Source organism: Microbacterium luteum (genome assembly GCF_015277875.1).
In the GTDB taxonomy this organism is placed as follows: domain Bacteria; phylum Actinomycetota; class Actinomycetes; order Actinomycetales; family Microbacteriaceae; genus Microbacterium; species Microbacterium luteum.
Genome location: NZ_CP063814.1, coordinates 1413996 through 1430516, shown reverse-complemented (window position 1 = coordinate 1430516; position 16521 = coordinate 1413996). Strand labels below are relative to the sequence as shown.

Annotated in this window: 13 protein-coding genes; 7 read left to right on the top strand and 6 right to left on the bottom strand. The window is 68.0% G+C overall.

The features are described 5' to 3' along the window. Positions 1-463: 463 nt before the first annotated feature. Together IM777_RS06955 and IM777_RS06950 are read right to left on the bottom strand one after the other, a co-directional pair. Entirely contained in the window at positions 464-1870 is a 1407-nt protein-coding gene (locus IM777_RS06955; RefSeq protein WP_194383877.1) for an IS1380 family transposase, read from the bottom strand. A 276-nt stretch (positions 1871-2146) separates the two neighbouring features. Next, entirely contained in the window at positions 2147-3553 is a 1407-nt protein-coding gene (locus IM777_RS06950) for an IS1380 family transposase (protein ID WP_194385050.1), read from the bottom strand. Between the two features lie 390 nt (positions 3554-3943). Here IM777_RS06950 and IM777_RS06945 point away from each other — a divergent pair, with 390 nt between their 5' ends. After that, complete coding sequence (locus IM777_RS06945) at positions 3944-4246, top strand: hypothetical protein (protein WP_194385049.1); 303 nt, start codon at positions 3944-3946, stop codon at positions 4244-4246. 157 nt (positions 4247-4403) lie between these two features. Here IM777_RS06945 and IM777_RS06940 read toward each other — a convergent pair whose 3' ends face one another. From IM777_RS06940 to IM777_RS06930, 3 genes are read right to left on the bottom strand one after another with little or no spacing between them, the layout of a single operon-like run. Further along, the gene (locus tag IM777_RS06940) at positions 4404-5777 is read right to left on the bottom strand and encodes a serine hydrolase domain-containing protein (protein ID WP_194385048.1); all 1374 of its coding nucleotides are present in this window, start codon (positions 5775-5777) and stop codon (positions 4404-4406) included. A gap of 33 nt (positions 5778-5810) precedes the next feature. Then, entirely contained in the window at positions 5811-6539 is a 729-nt protein-coding gene (locus IM777_RS06935; RefSeq protein WP_194385047.1) for a DUF4386 domain-containing protein, read from the bottom strand. A 43-nt stretch (positions 6540-6582) separates the two neighbouring features. Then, a complete protein-coding gene (locus tag IM777_RS06930; protein WP_228480989.1) occupies positions 6583-7614 on the bottom strand; it encodes an NAD(P)-dependent alcohol dehydrogenase in 1032 nt (343 codons plus the stop codon). Positions 7615-7727: 113 nt separating this feature from the next. On the opposite strand from IM777_RS06930, the gene IM777_RS06925 reads away from it, so the two are divergent. The 3 genes from IM777_RS06925 (at position 7728) to IM777_RS06915 (ending at position 9890) form a co-directional block, all read left to right on the top strand. After that, a complete protein-coding gene (locus tag IM777_RS06925) occupies positions 7728-8396 on the top strand; it encodes a TetR/AcrR family transcriptional regulator (RefSeq protein WP_071043046.1) in 669 nt (222 codons plus the stop codon). Between the two features lie 136 nt (positions 8397-8532). Further along, positions 8533-9138 (top strand): HD domain-containing protein, encoded by a 606-nt coding sequence (locus IM777_RS06920; RefSeq protein ID WP_194385046.1) that lies wholly within the window; start codon positions 8533-8535, stop codon positions 9136-9138. A 158-nt stretch (positions 9139-9296) separates the two neighbouring features. Continuing rightward, the gene (locus IM777_RS06915) at positions 9297-9890 is read left to right on the top strand and encodes a DUF6518 family protein (RefSeq protein WP_071043043.1); all 594 of its coding nucleotides are present in this window, start codon (positions 9297-9299) and stop codon (positions 9888-9890) included. 82 nt (positions 9891-9972) lie between these two features. On the opposite strand, the gene IM777_RS06910 is transcribed toward IM777_RS06915, so the two are convergent. Next, positions 9973-10446, bottom strand: coding sequence for a DNA alkylation repair protein (locus tag IM777_RS06910; protein WP_194385045.1), 474 nt, complete (start codon positions 10444-10446; stop codon positions 9973-9975). Positions 10447-10528: 82 nt separating this feature from the next. Between IM777_RS06910 and IM777_RS06905 the strand changes: the two genes are divergently transcribed. The 3 genes from IM777_RS06905 to IM777_RS06895 all read left to right on the top strand — a co-directional run bounded on the left by IM777_RS06905 (position 10529) and on the right by IM777_RS06895 (position 16518). Beyond that, positions 10529-11029: an O-acetyl-ADP-ribose deacetylase gene (locus IM777_RS06905; RefSeq protein WP_194385044.1), complete on the top strand. Its 501-nt coding sequence runs from the start codon at positions 10529-10531 to the stop codon at positions 11027-11029. 103 nt (positions 11030-11132) lie between these two features. After that, positions 11133-12572 carry an HNH endonuclease signature motif containing protein gene (locus IM777_RS06900; protein WP_194385043.1) on the top strand — a complete coding sequence of 480 codons (1440 nt, stop codon included), beginning with the start codon at positions 11133-11135 and terminating at the stop codon, positions 12570-12572. 172 nt (positions 12573-12744) lie between these two features. Then, on the top strand, positions 12745-16518 hold the full coding sequence (locus IM777_RS06895) for a rhamnogalacturonan lyase family protein (protein WP_194385042.1): 3774 nt from the start codon (positions 12745-12747) through the stop codon (positions 16516-16518). Positions 16519-16521: the final 3 nt, after the last annotated feature.

Genomic DNA, 16521 nt, shown 5'->3' with positions numbered 1-16521 from the left:
ACCTATCCGTGCAGCAGTCCCGATGCTCGACCTCCTACCCTGACCTCCCGCCGGCTGCGACATCACACCGGTGTCACCCGGGAGCGGTTGGAACACCACCGTCCCTCAATGCGCGTTGCCCGCAGCGGGATCCTGTGACCACTCACGGTGCATGCCGCTCTTTTGCCACCGACTAGGTGAACGAAAGGTTCCAACCGTGATCCCGAGCAATGAATGTCGCATCATCGACTCCGGCTACAGCCGCGGCCACACCGGTCGGGAGCGGAGGGCTCGGATTCTGTGCCGGACAGTGCATGAAACGCCGGCGATATTCGCCCGCCTAAGCCTCGATCCACCGATGAGCCGTAGTTGCGCCGGGGCGGCATGATCGGTGCGCGGTGACGTGTCGAGGGCAGGGTTGAGTTCCGGGCGTCGCATCCCGGTCGTCCACGTGGTCCTCGGTCGTGCCGCGTTGCGGCGATGGTCAGGTGGTTACCGTTGGCGGTGGTGCGTGCGTGATCTTGAAGAGTTGTGTGAACGCGTGCTCCCAGGGCCAGGCCTCGGGCAGGTGGAGCGTGATCCGGCGCGCGGAGCGTGCCAGCCGTGCGGGGACGTTGATCAGGGTGCGGCGGATCGTCGCGGTCGTTGCTCTCGCGAGCCGTCCCACCCGGTCGGCGATGACCCCAGCGGTCCGGGTGAGGTTGAACGCGATCACGGCGAGCACCAGCCAGGCGCTGTTCGCGGTGAACACCCCGGAGGGCAGGTGCGCGAGCGGCCCCGCTTTGAGGTCGGCGTGGACTTGCTCGATGATCGCGTGACCGCGGTGCGTCTTGTCCGCGGCCACCGTGTCCATCACGTCCTTCGCTGTGGTGGTGAAGAACGCGTGATGCCGCCAGACGTCGAACAGCGTCGGCTGCTGCACCTGTCGCGGGTTCAGGTCGGGGACCCGGCGCACCACCAACCGTCCTGCGACCTGTTCGGCCTTCTTCCTCGATCGGAACGCAGTGAACGGGACCTCGGCGACTTCGGCTTTGGAGATCAGCTGCCCGGTGGTCTCGTCACGGATCGAGTCGGTGTACTCGATCATCGTCCACGCGTCATCGGGGATGGTCGCGATCGCGGCCTTCACTGCGGGGTCCATCCTGACGGTCACCGACACGTCGGCGCCGGCTGTGATCGCGGTGCCGACGGTCGCGTGTCCGTAGAACGCGGAGTCCGCCCGCAGCAGCGGCCGAGTCCCTGCGGCGACACCGGTGCGGCGCAGGGTCGCCAGAGCATCGCCGACGATCCGTGCGGCCCCCTTCGGGGACCCGGTCTTCCCTTGCCGCAGCCGCTGCCCGAGGATTACCGGCGCCGACGAGGTGGTCGATGCCGTGGCGAGGAGGGCGTTCAGGCCGCGGACGCCGGAGTATCCGAAACCGGCGCCCTGCTTCTGGTATCCGTGGACCTCGATGATCGTGTCGTCAAGATCGACCATCACCCGCTCGCCATCGCCTGCTCGGAGCAGCGGCGCGTTGACAGCGAGATTCGCGAACACCCGGGAGGCGACGGCGTCGAGCTGGCGGACGTGTCCGAACCGGAACTCCCGCAGGAACGACCCGAGCGTCGACGGCGCATACGTCCGGTCGAACAACCGGCCAATTCCGCCATGGCGGAGCAGGTTCATGTCGTCGATCGAGTCCGCCCCGGCGAGCATGCCCGCGACCAGTGCCATCACCTTCGCACCCGCGTTGGCGCCCTTGTCCGCCGGGACGCTCAACCGCTCACGCGCGAGCTCGTCCAGCCCCGCGGAACGCGCCAGACGGAGCATCGGCACCAGCCCCGCGGCCGACACGAGATTCGGATCGTCGAACACCGCGGACACCCCAGCAGGAGCGTGCTTGAATTGCATCTACGAGATGCCTCTCGGATCGGGTGAATAGGGGCCTTAGACAAGCTCTATTCTTCCTGATCAGAGGGGCATTTCTACGTCACGACGCTCGCTCAGCGCCCCCGCCCATCGGTGGATCGAGGCTAAGCCTCGATCCACCGATGAGCCGTGGGTTGGTCGGGCCGGCGTGATTGGCGTGATCGGCGCGCGGTGACGTGTCGAGGGCAGGGCTGGGTTCCGGGCGTCGCATCCCGGTCGTCCACTGGCTCCTTGGTCGTGCCGCGGTTGCGGCGATGGTCAGGTGGTCGTGACTGGTGGCGGTGCGTGTGTGGCGGTGAACAGCCGGTGGAGGGCGTTCTGCCAGGGCCACGCCTCCGGGAGGTGCAGGATGATGCGGCGGGCGGAGCGAGCCAGCCGTGCCGGGACGTGGATGAGGGTGCGGCGGATCGTCGCGGTCGTGGCTCTCGCGAGCCGACCGGCCTTGTCGGCGATGACTCCAGCGGTGCGGGTGAGGTTGAACGCGATCACGGCGAGCACGAGCCAGGCGCTGTTCGCCGTGAACACACCAGAGGGCAGGTGCGCGAGCGGCCCGTTCTTGAGGTCGGCGTGGACTTGCTCGATGATCGCGTGAGCGCGGTGCGTCTTGTCCGCGACCACCGTGTCCATCACCTTCTTGTCGGTGGTGGTGAAGAACGCATGGTGCCGGTAGACGTCGAACAGCGTCGGCTGCTCCACCTTGTTCGGGTTCAGGTCGGGGATCCGCCGCACCACCAGCCGCCCAGCGACCTGTTCCGCCTTCTTCCGTGAGCGGAACGCGGTGAACGGGATCTCGGCGACCTCGGCTTTGGAGATCAACTGTCCGGTGGTCTCGTCACGGATCGAGTCGGTGTACTCGATCATCTCCCACGCATCATCCGGGATGGTCGCGATCGCGGCCTTCACCGCAGGGTCCATCCTGACCGTCACCGACACGTCGGCGCCGGCGTTGATCGCGGTGCCGATGGCGGCGTGCCCGTAGAACGCGGAATCCGCCCGCAGCAACGGCCGAGTCCCGGCCGCGGCGCCAGTGCGGCGCAGGGTCGCGAGCGTGTCACCGACGATCCGTGCCGCGCCTTTCGGGGACCCGGTCTTCCCCTGCCGCAACCGCTGCCCGAGGATCACCGGCGCCGACGATGAGGTTGATGCCGTCGCGATCAGCGCGTTCAGGCCGCGGACGCCGGAGTACCCGAACGAGGCGCCCTGCTTCTGATACCCGTGGACCTCGATGATCGTGTCGTCCAGATCGACCATCACCCGCTCACCGTCTCGCACCTGCAGCAGTGGCGTGTCGGCGGTGAGGTTCTGAAGGACGCGGGAGGCGACGGCGTCGAGCTGGCGGACATGGCCGAACCGAAACCCACGCAGGAACGATCCCAGCGTCGACGGCGCATACGTCCGGGCGAACAGGCGGCCCATGCCGCCGTGGCGGAGAAGGTTCATGTCGTCGATCGAGTCCGCCCCGGCGAGCATCCCCGCGACCAGCGACATCACCTTCGCACCCGCGTTCGCGCCCTTGTCCGTCGGGACACTCAACCGGTCGTGAGCCAGCTCCGCCAGACCGGCCCGCTGCGCGAGCCTGAGCATCGGCACCAGCCCTGCCGTCGACACGAGACTCGGATCATCGAATGCCGCAGATACCGCGGTCGGAGCGTGCTTGAATTGCATCTACGAGATGCCTCTCGGATCAGTTGAACAGTTGCCCTAGACAAGCTCTATTCTTCCTGATCAGAGAGGCATTTCTACGTCGCGACGCTCGCTCAGCACCCACGCTCATCGGTGGATCGAGGCTAAGATGCTCGCATGAGGAGCAGTCCCTATGGTCAGGCGCTGAGATCGCCGCGGGGGCTTGGCGCAGTGTGCGGTGCTGCCAGCGTTCTCGCGGTCGCCCTCACTCTCGGTGGCTGCGCATCGGAGGTGGCGAATCTCGGTGTAGCGAGTGCCTCCCCTTCGCCGACATGCGCGGTTGCTGAGCAGCCGGGCATCGAACCGGCGCCTGGCTGCGTCGCCTACGACGCGGAGAAGAACATGGCGAGCAACGAGCTCTACCGTCAACGTATGGAGCAGCCGCAAGATGGACGAGAAGCAGGATCGCACCTCATCGCGCCCGTGACCGCGGCACTCGAGGCCGTGCGCGTCTCGAGCGCTGGGATCAGCGAAACCGCCGTGCGCGCCGCACTGGTCGAGGCGGGCGTGACCGAAGCGAACATCCAAGGCTACGAGCGCAATGGTGACGTGCCGTTCGGCGTGGCCGTCGTCGGTGGCGGATGCCTCTTCGGCGCCGTGACACCCGAAGGGGTGCAGGTCGAGGTCGGCGGATTCATCATGGACGGCGGGTGCCTGCCGGCTCCGGGCCACTAGCTACCCTGACCTCAACGGGTCCACCCCTCCCACGTGCCCACGTCGCCGCTTCGAGGATTGAAGCGCCGCACCGCCCTCGTGCATTCATGCCCCGATGAACCCGGGCATCCTCGAAGACGCACCCACCGCCCCCGCCGCGCGATGCCCGCTGACTGTCTCACGGCATCGCTTCTACGCCGATACCGCTGTAGGCAACGCCGAGGCGGAACATTGCCCACATAAGACCCATGACGGCCGAGGCGATCAGCGCGAGGCCGACATCGGGCTGGAACACCAGGATCGTCCCGAGCGGCGCGCCCAGCAGGTTCGGCATGATCCAGAGGAGCACGGCAGCGGCGGCGATCGTGGTGGCGAGCGGGAACCAGAGGCTGAAGAGGCCGAATCCGCGCCGCTTCGCGCGCAGCGCGGTGCGATGCCGCCACGCCCAGACCATGCTCACCGCATACGCGATCGGCAGGAGAACAAGTCCGAGGAACAGTGCCTGTTGCGCCCACCGCGACCCGATCTCGGGCTCGGGCGTGCCGAGGGCTGTGGCAATCACGCGATCACGCAGCTGCGTCGTCTCCCCGAACCCCAGACCGCTGCCGCCGTTGACGAACACGAGCGCGGCTCGACCCTCGTCGGGCGACAGTGCTGCGAGGGTCTCGACGCCGGGCGTCGACCCCGAATGCCAGACGGTCCCGGCACTCGTATCGATGAACCAGCCGAGTCCGTAGAACGGCGAAGCCTCGCTTGCGGGGCGCATCATCGTCGCTTTCGCCTCGGCGCTGAGGACGTCATCCTCTCCGTTGATCATCACCTGAAGGTAGAGAGCGAGGTCGGTGGCGGTCGCGACGACGCCGCCCTGCGCTGCGGTTTCGCGTGAGGTCGTGCGGTCGTCGATCGGGCGCTTGGTCCAGAACCACGAGGTGTGGCCGACGGCCATATCTTCGTGCACGGCGCCGTCGGAGACGAAGCTGTCGTCCATGCCGACCGGTTCGAGGATGTGCTCTTCGACGTAGGTGGCGAAGTCGTCACCGCTTTCCGCTTCGATGAGGCGTCCGAGGATCTGATAGTTCGTGTTGGAGTATTCCCATATCTCGCCGGGCCTGTTCGCGGGGGCGTCTGAGGGTGCGGCCGGTGAGCTGTTGCCCTGGAGTGTCGAGTACCCACTTGTATGACTCAGCAGCTGCCGCACGGTGACATCCGCGCCCGGGCCGCCGGCGAAGTCGTCGAGGTGCGCCGAGATCGGGTCGTCAAGGCCGACGGCTCCCGCTTCGACCAGCTGCATCACCGCGAGGGCGGTGAAGCTCTTCGAAATGGATCCGGTGAGAAACGGGGTGTCGGGGGTGACCGGCAGATCAGTGCCCGCTTCGCGCACTCCGCGCGCGCCCGTCGTCACGGTATCGCCGTCGACGATCGCGTAGGCGAGCCCGGGTACCCCGGACGCCGGCATCTCTTCATCGATGATCTGCTCGACGGATGCCGCAGCGTGGCTGCCCGGCGAGAGCGCTGCACCGAGCAGCAGGACGGTGGTGAGGAACGTACGCATGAGGCACCTTTCGGTGTGAAGGCCCGCCGCGGGTCACTGGAGGACGGGCACGCGAGGCTCTTCGCGTGTGGTTGCGCTGGATCGGCGGCCGGAGAGAAGCAGCCAGATCGTGAAGGTGAGTTCGGCGACGATAGAGGGAATCGCGACGATGCCGAGCATGACGCTCGAGATGGCCGCGTAATCGGTGACGAGAATGTGCGCCAGGGTGTCGACCGCGTAGGCGGCCCCGGCGACGATGAGGATGCCGCCGATAAGGCGCGGCGCGAGACCCGATCGGATGATCAACACGCCGAGCAGCACAAGGTGACCGCCGAAGGCGATCAGGCCGACGAACCACGCGAAATCGAACGCTTCGAACATCAACAGCGCAGCGTCGGCGCCCAACGAGGTCGTGCCATTGGCGACCTGCAGGCCGAGGAACATGAAGACGGCGCCGACACCGAGGAAGACCGTGTAGATCAGGCGGAACCACGCCACGAGGAGGGAGCGGGTGCGACCGGCCGGGGCGAACAGGACGTAGAGCGCCCACGCGACGGCAATGTCGATGAGGAAGACGACCACGAAAGCGGCGAGCCCGACGCGGAACAGCCCCTCCTGCGCCTGGATGTTCGCCACGGTCGTCTCGGCGCTCGACGCATCGATGAGGCCCTGTTTGACGACGAAGTTCGCGAAGATCGCCAGCACGAACAGGCCGAGGTATCCGGCGCCCGCGACGCGGGCGGCGGTGCGGCGGGTGGTGTCGATCGGGGTGATGGTGGACATCGTGGATTCTCCTTGGATGAAGGCGTCAGCGAGGGTTGTGGATTCAGGCGGCGACGCGGATCACGGCTTTGCCGCGGACGCGTCCATCCGTGAGGTCGGCGATCGCCTGACGGACCTCGGCGAGCGGGCGCATCGTGGTCGCGGTCGAGCGGAGAGCCCCGGTCTCGACAAGGCGTGCGAGCTCCGGAAGGTCGGCGCGTGTCTCGGAGGAGATGAAGAACCCCAGACGCCGCCGCGTGAAGGCGGAGCGGAGCCGGGCGCCGAACTGGCGCTCGATGCCTCCGGTCAACCGACCCCCGTTCTCGCCACCGACGATGACGAGGGCGCCGGCGGGTGTGAGGATGCGGACGAGGCGACCCAGCGGCAGCCGACCGTTCACGTCGACGATGAGGTCGTACCGGTCGGGCAGATCTGTCACGACGGTTGTGCCGTAGTCGATCGACCGGCCGGCCCCGAGTGAGCGGACGAAATCAGCCTTGACGCCGCTGGCGACCCCTGTCACGTCGGCACCGGCCGCTGCGGCCAGCTGCACGGCGTAACCGCCGACTCCACCCGACGCTCCGGTCACGAGCACACGCTGTCCAGGCTGCACGCCGCCGTGGGTGTGCACGGCCTCGAACGCGGTGAGTCCCGACACCGGCAGCGCTGCCGCATCCTCGAAGCTCACCCCATCGGGCAGGTGGGTGATAGAAGTCGTGGTCGCAACGGCGTACTCCGCGAAACTCCCGGCCGCGATGCCGAAGACACGGTCGCCGACAGAGAAGCCCTCAGCCCCAGGGCCGAGCGCGACGACCGTGCCGGCGACGTCGAGACCGGGGATCGGCTGCCGCGGAGTGCTCATCCCGAACATGGGTCGGACCAGGTAGGGCAGCCCGGCCATGAGGTGCCACACTCCGCGGTCGAGGCCGGCCGCCGCGACCCGGAGGAGAACCTGACCGGCGTCAGGCGCGGGAACCTCGATCTCCTCTCGGTGGAGCACCTCGGGACCGCCGTAGCCGCGCTGGACGATTGCGGTCATGGTAGCGGGGACCGTCTCGGCATCCGCTGATGGGGTCGTGCTCAGCTGTTCAGTCATCGATCTCTTCTTCGGCTAGATGGTTGCGGGGCGCCGTACTTAGTACGGCAATTAGGAGTACCGTATGCGTACTTAGTACGATTCGTCAAGGCACTCGAAGAAAAGGAGGCAGGATGTCGCCGTCAGATCCGCCGTCGCGGGGATCGCTCAGTCGCGACCACATCATCGACGGGGCGATGGCTCTCGCCGACGAGATCGGTCTCGAGCCCCTCACGATCCGCCGCCTGGCCGACCATCTCGGCGTGCGACCGATGACGATCTACCACTACGTGAAGAACAAGGACGACATCGTCGACGGGATGGTGGGCCGCGTCTTCGACGAGGTCGAGCGCCCCGCGGCAGACACGCTGTGGAAGGACGCCATCGCGAGTCGCGCACGCTCACTGCGCGACGCCCTCCGCCGGCACCCGTGGGCTATCCCCATCATGGAGTCGCGACGCACCCCCGGTGCTGACATCCTCGATCACCACGAAGCGCTCGTGACGACCTGGCTCAGCACCGGCTTCTCGCTTGCCGTCGTCGCACATGGACTCGCGGTCGTCGACGCCTTCGTCTACGGCTTCGCGCTGCAGGAGGCGGCACTCCCGCTCGGTGACGCCGGCGGCGACCTGACCGAGGCCGGCGATCAGATCATCGCGCCGCTCTCGCCCGAGGCATACCCTTCGCTGGTGCGCTTCACGAGCGAGCACGTCATGCAGCCCGGATACGATTTCCGCGACTCGTTCGAAGCGGGACTCGAGATCGTGCTCGACGGCATCGAGCGTCGCGGCCGCAACGAGTGACCGCCGGGACGGCCGGCTCGGTTCACTCCACGTCGACGCGCCGCTCCTCCCTGCCCGCAACGGGATGGCTGTTTTCGGACGGTCGCTGTCGCACCGGGCTGTGTCGGGGGTCCCCACGCGCCCGCAGGATGTATGCATGCGCATCGCGGACTTCACTGTGCCCGACACACTGGCGGCACGCGGTGCCCTCGAGCTCGCCACGCAGTACCAATCCCCCGCGATCACCGCTCACGCACTGCGCTCGTGGCTCTGGGCCGAGGCCTTCGCGCGGGTCGACGGCATCACCGACATCGACCACGAGCTGCTGTATGTGTCTGCCGTGCTGCACGACATCGGCATCGCGACGGAGTTCGATAACCACACAATCTCCTACGAGCACGCCGGCGGGCACGTCGGTGTCGCGCTCACCGCGGGAGCAGGCTGGCCGGCGCACCGGCGCAATCGGGTGCTCGAGGTGATCGTGCGCCACAACTGGCCGGGTGTCGATCCGGCGTTGGACGCCGAGGGCCACCTGCTCGAGATCGCCACGGGTCTGGACATCTCCGGCGCGAGGCCGGATGCTCTGTTGGAAGTCTTCCGACGCGAAGTGCTTGCCGCCCACCCGCGAGGAACGCTCGCCGCGGAGTTCGGCTCATGCCTGAGCGACCAGGCATCACGAAAACCCGATACAGCCGCGAAACGACTCGTCGACGGCGGCCTCATCGTCAAGCTCGCGGCCAACCCCCTCGAACGTCTGGGCTGACTCGACCAGCGACGGAACAAGACGGTTGATGGCGTCATCACGGGCGGTGGCGAGCGGGTCGGGGGGATGAGGCGACCGACGGTCGGTGGCCTGTCACCTCGGGCACATAGAGTGTCCGAGTGGCGCAAGCGGCGACCGCGCAGGCGCGGACAAGATCGATGACGAGCGTGGCGCTCGCCTCAGCCGCGGTGCTCGCGGCGAGCCTGGTGCTCGGCGGCGCGACGGCGTTCGCGCAGGCGTTCCTGCCCGAGTGGTTCGTGTCGTTCGCGAACTCGGCGAGCGGCTGGACCGTCATCACCGCCGCGCTGGTCTACGGGGCTCGAGTGCCCTGGTGGCTGTCCGCCGCGCTCGGGGCGGTGAGCTTCGTGCTGCTCACCGTCGGGTACGCGATCGTGTCGACGATGCGCGGCTACGCGTATGACCCGCTGATGTTCTCGGTGATCGGCCTCGTCGTCGGACCGTTCGTCGGCGTCGCCGCGTGCTGGCTGCGCGCGCGCGGGCTGCGCGCCGCGCTCGGTACGGCCGCGCTCGCGGGAGTCGGAATGGGCGAGGCTGCCTATGGACTCACGGTGGTCGGCGAGACCACGAGCCCGGTGTACTGGATCGTCATCGGGATCATCGGAGTGGTGTTGCTCGGGGTGATGCTGTGGGGTCGTATCCGTGGAGCCCTACCCGTCGTGGTCGCGGTCGGCGGCACGGCGGTCGTGGCGGTCGCCTTCGTGGCGGCGTACAGCATGGTGGGGCTGATCTGACAGCGGCGTTCGCGGTTCCAACGGCGTTCGCCGCTCAGCGCGGCATGCCGCGTCCCCGCGAGGATCACGACGTGCTTCTGCGCTACAGCAGAGCGGCGGCGGTTTGGAGGCTCTGCGCATCGGATGACGCCCATCGAGCCACGATCCGTCTGGCGCGATCGGCCTCAGCGCCCCGAAGCCGAGCGAGCAGCGGACGCACCACATCGACCGTGAGCGGCTCGATGAGGTCGGCGACGCGCGCATCGCGAAGGAACCCCTCGATGCGGGTGAGGTCGTTGCCGGTGAGCGACTCGACGTATCGCTGCAGCAGCACGATCGTTGCCAGCCGGCGCTCGAGGACGGGCACCGACCACAGTTCAGACGCGACGGCAGTCACCTCATCATGCTGCAGGTCGCCGTATCGGCGGAGCGCGTCACGAACGGTGCCGCGCACCGCCCCCACCGATGCGCCGTAGACGCGCAGCCCGCCGACCGACGCGTCGCCGTCCGCCCACGTGCGCCACTCCGTCGCCTCGGCCCGCAGCGTGCGGTCGATGAAGTCGGCGGGCGAATCCATCCCTCCATTCTCGCCTTCGCCCCGCCGCATCTGTCGAGCGCAAGGGGTTCTGAACGACTGCGGCGCAAGGCACCATGACGACATGACCCTCATCACCACTCTCCACGGCGACATCACCGCGCAGCAGGTCGACGCAGTCGTGAACGCCGCCAACCGCGCCATGCGCGGAGGCGGCGGCGTCGACGGAGCGATCCACCGCGCCGGCGGTCGGGCGATCCTCGACGACTGCATCGCCCGCTTCCCACGCGGTCTCGACACCGGGGATGCGGGATGGACGACCGCCGGCGACCTTCCTGCGCGATGGGTCATTCATACCGTCGGACCCAACCACGCCGCCGGGGAGCGCGACCGGCGCCTTCTGGAGTCCTGCTATCGACGATCCCTCGAGGTCGCCGAAGAACTCGGCGCCACGAGCATCGCCTTCCCGCTGATCAGCGCCGGCATCTATGCGTGGCCACTGGATGATGCCATCGACGCCGCCGTCGAGACCATCTCTCGCGCCGACACCGGCCTGGAGGAGATTCGGCTGGTGTCGTTCGCCGCAGCCACACACGAGCGGGTACGGGCACGAGTGGAGCGATAGCTGCGACTCACGGCTCAGACCGATCTCATTTCGAGCGCGCTGCGTGAACTGCACCAACCGATACTTTCGAAGCAATGTCCGAGGTCGGTGAGACGATGACGTCATGACCGAAACAGCCACCGCACCCGACCAGGTCGCCGCCGCGCGACTGGCGCCGGTGGTCACCGAGGTCGTCGACATCCGGCGTCAGATCGCCCAGCTCCAGGCGCGCGAGGCCCGTGCGCTCGCACACGCGGGCGAGATCGCAGACGCGTGGGCGGCCGCAGAAGAGAACATGTCCACCGCCGACCTCCCCCGGCGCTCCGTCGCCGCTGAACTCGCGACCGCCCTTCGGGTGTCCGACCGCACCGTGCAGCGTCAGATCGGCGAGGCCGCGCGGATGGTCGAGATGTTCCCCGAGACGGTGCGCTCACTCGGGGCCGGCCGCATCTCGCTCGCACACGCGCGCGTCATCGTCGAGGCGGGCGACCGCATCGAGCACCCCGAGCTCGCCGCCGAGTACGAGAACAGCGTGCTCGGATACGCCGAGGCCGAGTCCGCGTCACGCCTGCGGCCGATCGCCAGGCGACGAGCGCAGTGGTTCCTCAACGAGACGATCCGCGAGCGCCACGCGAAAGCCGCCGCGACCCGCTCGGTTCAGGTCCACGATCTCGACGACGGCATGGCCGAACTGCAGGTGACGGGGCCGGCCGTGATCATCCACGGCGTCCACGACCGCCTCACCCGCATGGCTCGCGATGTCGCCGAGGCCGATGCCGAGGCCATCCGCAATGCCCGTGACGCCGTGCAGGCCGCAGTGAAGGCCGAGCGCGCGGAATCGAGAAATGGGGCCGAGCCGACGGGATCGGGAGCGAAAACCGAGCGGAACGAACAGAGCGCGGTCGACCGGGCGGAGGCCCACCTCGACGAGCTCCTCGCCGCCCGCCGTGTGCTCGACGCCATCCGGGTCGATCTTCTCGCCGACATGCTCCTCACGGCAGCCCCCGACGCACACATCGGCACGACCGCGACCGGACTGGGCGCGATCCAGGCGCACGTGCGGGTCACCATCCCCGTGCTCACGCTCCTCGACTCCCCGGCTGACGACCCGTTCGAAGCCGTCACTCTCGCCGGACACGGTCCGATCGACCCGAATACGGCCAGGGAGCTCGCAAGAAACGCTCCCGGATGGGACCGAATTCTCACACATCCCATCTCCGGCGAAGTGCTCGGCGTCGACCGATACCAGGCGTCCAGTCAAATGCGCCGCACCCTCGACGTTCGAGATCAGCACTGTCGATTCCCCGGGTGTCGACTGCCTGCCGCGGTCTGCGACCTCGACCACACGCTGGACTGGCAATTCGGGGGCACGACCACCGTGTCGAATCTCAGTCATCTCTGCCGACGACATCACACCCTGAAACATCAGACGCCGTGGACGGTCGTGCAGAAGCCGGGCGGCGTTCTGGAATGGACAAGCCCCACCGGACGGGTCTACCCCGACCACCCCGTGTCCAGCGTGCAGTTCGTCACCGATGCCGAGTTCGATCCGGCGCCGTTCTGACCCGCCGAAGCGGTCCCCTTCGGGAAAGTTCGGGAAAGATAACGCTTTCCTTGACCTTGCCTTCGGGTGGCGTGACAATGGATGAACCGCGTCAGCAAACGCTTTCCCGCAGGTGCGGCGTGGGGAGGAGCACCGACGCTCCTCCGGAAGTCACCGTTTCGAAGGAGATTCAGTGCCCGATCCACGTCGCCCCAGACGACTGAGAACAACCATCGCCGCCGTCGCCGGAGGTGCGATCGTCGCCTCCGGCGCCCTCGCGGCTTCCCCCGCATCCGCCGCCGACGAGATCGACCTGCGCTTCGACTTCGGTGGGTCCTCCTCGCCCACTCCGGAGGGCTGGATTGCGATCCACCCGGGCTCGGCATACGACGCTGACACGGGTTACGGCTTCACCGCGGCTCCGGGAGCGTTCCGCGACCGCGGCGGCGACGACCTGGTCGCCCGCGACTTCACCATCGGAGACGGTTCGGCCTTCGCCGTAGACGTTCCCAACGGCACCTATGAAGTCACGACGTGGGCCGGCGACCTCATCGCCGGCAACCGCACCAGCTTCGATATCGAGGGCACGGCATTCTCGGGTCCGCGCACCTCGAGCGGCGACGTGCACGAGGAGTTCTTCCCCGCGATCGAGGTCTCCGACGGACAGCTGAACATCTCCGCCTCCGGCGATGCGCGCATCAACGGCATCACCGTGCAGACTCCGCTCGCCGCCCCCTCGACCCTCGCCTCGTCGGTCGACGCCGACGAGTTGAATGTCGCCCTCGGTTGGCAGCCCGTCGAGGGCGCCACCGGCTACACCCTCTATCGCTCGGCACCCGGCGGCGACCTGAGCGAGATCGGCACGGTCAGCGCCCCGGCCGATCCCGCGGAATCGCCGACATTCGTCGACTCCGACGTCGAGCTCGGCGAGACCTACGACTACGCCGTCGCCACGGTCAAGGGCGAGCGCACGTCACGCCCCGGCGAGCGCCTCGCCGTGTCGGTGATCGACGAGTCCGTCGCACCGCCCGCCGCACCTACCGGACTGACGACCGAATCCATCGACCGCAGCCAGGTCACGCTCACGTGGGATGCCGCCGACGACGTCGCGCTCTACAAGGTGTTCCGCTCGACGCGCGACGACATCCCCTTCGAAGAGATCGGTCAGGTCTCGGAGCCCGCCTACACCGACGACGACGTGCTGACCACCCGGCCCTACCTCTACAAGGTCGTCGCACTGAACGCCGGTGGCGCCTCGGAGGAGTCGGAGGTGCTCTCGACCGAGATCGCCACGACACTCGTGCGCGACGTCGAGTACCTCGACCGCTCCCCCGTCGCCGTGTCCACCGACGACGGCGTCTACCTCGGCTGGCGCCTGCTCGGCCTCGACGATCGCGCGATGGGCTTCGACGTCTACCGCGACGGCGCGAAGATCACGGATGCGCCCCTCACCGACACGACGAACTTCGTCGATGTCGAGGGCACAGCCGACTCGACCTACCTCGTCACAACCCAGGTCGACGACCGCGAGGTCTCGGTCACCGACGAGTTCGGCGTCTGGGCATCGGACTACCTCGACGTCCCGCTCGACAAGCCGGCCGACCAGACCATGCCCGACGGCAGCACCGCCACGTACGCGCCGGGCGACGGCACCGTGGGCGACGTCGACGGAGATGGCGAGTACGAGCTGGTCTTCCTGTGGAACCCGTCGAACGCGCAGGACAACTCGCGACCGGGATACACCGGCAACGTCTATATCGAGGCGGTCGAGTTCGACGGCACGAGCCTGTGGCGCATCGACCTCGGGCGCAACATCCGCGCTGGCGCGCACTACACGCAGCTCGAGGTCTTCGACTACGACAGCGACGGACGAGCGGAAGTCGCCGTGAAGACGGCCGACGGCACGGTCGACGGCGAGGGCACGGTCATCGGCGACGCCGACGCCGACTATCGCAACAGCAGCGGCTACATACTCTCCGGCCCGGAGTTCCTCACGGTCTTCGACGGGCAGACCGGCGCCGCGATCGACACCGTCGACTACCTTCCGGGCCGCGGGAACGTCGGCTCATGGGGCGACACCTACGGCAACCGCGTCGACCGCTTCCTCGGCGGCGTCGCCTACCTCGACGGCGAGAACCCATCGCTGGTGATGAGCCGCGGCTACTACACACGCACGGTGATCGTCGCGTGGGATCTCGTGGACGGCAAGCTCGTCGAGCGCTGGACCTTCGACTCCGACGAAGCCGGCTCGGAATACGAGGGGCAGGGCAACCACCAGTTCACCGTCGCCGACGTCGACCGTGACGGCCTCGACGAGATCGTCTTCGGCGCACTGACCATCGACCACGACGGCATGCCGCTGTACAACTCGCGCCTGTTCCACGGCGACGCGCTTCACGTGAGCGACTTCGTGATCGACCGGCCCGGCCAGGAGATCTACAGCGTCTTCGAGTCGCCCAGTGGCAACGGCAACATCATCGCCGCGATGCGCGACGCCGAGACCGGCGAGATCCTCTGGTCGAACGAGGGCACCGTCGACACCGGTCGCGGCGCCGCCGCCGACATCGACCCCACCTCCCCGGGAGCGGAAGCGTGGAACGTCGGCGGGAACGCCGCGTGGGACTCCCCCGTCGGCACGCTGAACGCCTCGACCGGTGAGGTGCTGTCCACCGACATCCCCGCGGCGAACTTCGTCACGTGGTGGAACGGCGACGTCGTGCGCGAGATCACCGATCACGACTACGACGAAGACACCATGACGGGCGTGCCGACGATCTCCACGTGGGATCCGGCGGCACAGGAAGAGGTCGAGATCAAGCGCCTCGAGGGCACGTCGACCAACAACACCACCAAGGGCAACCCCGTGATCCAGGCCGACCTGTTCGGCGACTGGCGCGAGGAGCTCGCGGTGCGGCTGGAGGACGGCACCGGCATCCGCATCTACACGACGACGGACGTCACCGACACGCGCATCCCCACCCTGATGCACGACTCGCAGTATCGCCTGGCGGTCGCCAATCAGAACTCCGCCTACAACCAGCCCCCGCACCCGTCGTACTTCATCGGCGCCGGGATGGGCGAGCCACCCGTACCGTCGATCTCGTACGTCGGCGCGCCCGACACCGACGAGTCGGCGCCGGTGATCAGCGGGTTGCCCTCGGGCGTGGTCTCGGTGGACGAGCCCTTCGAACTCGCGATCACCGCCGATGACCCCGAGAGCGGCGTGCGGTCCGTGACGGTGACCATCGACGGGGTCGATGTGCCGGCATCCGGCGACGTCGTGCTCGCCGACCTCGGGATCTCCGGCGACGGGCAGGAAGCCGAGGTCGTCGCCACGGCGACCAACAACGACGGCTTCGTCTCGACCGAGACCAGCACGGTGCTGCTCGTCTCCGGCGACGAATACGACGCGGCGCCCGGACGCGGCACGCTGTCCAACACCAGCGGGTGGGCCTACGGGCTGCACGACGGCACCTACGACGTCGTGATGAACCTCTGGTGGGGTGTTCCCGGCACGGTGTTCCGCCTGTTCGAGACCCGCGTGCTCGAGCCGACGCAGGGCATGTCGCAGACCACGGGGGTGAGCTTCGAGGGCAAGCCGAACGGCACCTACGAGTACACCGCCGAGCTCGTCAACAGCCACGGCATCACCGAGACGAGCTCGACAACGGTCGTGGTAAACGCTGCGGCACCCGGCACACCGGTCGTGTCCCACGACAACTGGGACCGCGACGGGGAGTTCACCGTCACGGCGAACCTGCGGTGGGGCACCAACGCCGACGCGTACGACATCCTCCTCGACGGCGAGGTGGTCGACTCCGGCGAGCTCGCCGCGTCGACCCCCGACGCCCAGCGGGCACAGGTCGAGCTGGAGGGAGTGGAGCCCGGCGACCACGAGCTGATCGCCGTGTTCCGCAACGCCAACGGCGAGACCGCATCGAAGCCGGTCACGGTCACGGTGCGATAGCAC